Origin of the sequence: Pseudomonas sp. CNPSo 3701, from assembly GCF_028674975.1 — a bacterium.
Taxonomy (GTDB): domain Bacteria; phylum Pseudomonadota; class Gammaproteobacteria; order Pseudomonadales; family Pseudomonadaceae; genus Aquipseudomonas; species Aquipseudomonas straminea.
Window position 1 is genome coordinate 1 of record NZ_JAQZSI010000020.1, and the last position, 829, is coordinate 829.

Below are 829 nucleotides of genomic sequence, written 5' to 3' on the forward strand. Positions count from 1 at the left end.
TGACGCTGCCGACAGTCGGCGCCGCATCGTTGTCGATGATGGTCGCAGTACCGGTTTTGCCGCCAACGGTAAGGCTGAAGGTTTCAGTGGGCTCGCTGACGGTGTCATCGATGGTCGGCACGGTGACGGCGAAGCTGGTCACGCCGGCTGGAACGGTAACGGTTCCATTTGCGGCGTTATAAGTCACGCCATTACTGAAGCTCTGGTTGGTCAGGGTGCCGTTGTAATCACTGCCAGCAGTGGCAGTACCGGCATTCAGCGCGAGGCTGAAGGTAGTCGGCGTGCTGCTGGCATTGGTGAGGTTGACGGTGAAGATAGCATTGTCGCCTTCATCGACCTTGCCGCCGGCGCTATCAACCGCCGAACTTACAGAGCCAATAGTCGGCGCGGCATCGTTGTCGATGATGGTTGCCGTGCCGGTCTTCCCGCCAACGGTAAGGCTAAAGGTCTCAGTAGGCTCACTGACGGTATCGTCAATGGTAGGCACCGTGACGGTAAAGCTGGTTACACCCGCAGGCACGGTTACTGTGCCGTTTGCAGCGTTGTAGGTCACTCCATTGCTGAAGCTCTGGTTGGTAAGCGTTCCGTTGTAGTCGCTACCGGCGGTGGCCGTGCCAGCGTTCAGCGACAGGCTGAAGGTGGTTGCCGTGCTGCTGGCGTTGGTGAGGCTGATGGTGAAGACAGCGTTGTCGCCTTCATCTATCTGGCCACCGCTGCTGTCCACAGCAGTACTGACGCTGCCGACAGTCGGCGCCGCATCGTTGTCGATGATGGTCGCAGTACCGGTTTTGCCGCCAACGGTAAGGCTGAAGGTTTCAGTGGGCTCGCT

1 protein-coding gene is annotated in these 829 nt (G+C 59.1%); it reads right to left on the reverse strand.

Annotated elements, in window-relative coordinates; genetic code table 11:
* On the reverse strand, nucleotides 1-829 hold an 829-nt coding region (locus PVA39_RS23195), incomplete at both ends, for a Calx-beta domain-containing protein (RefSeq protein ID WP_274126066.1).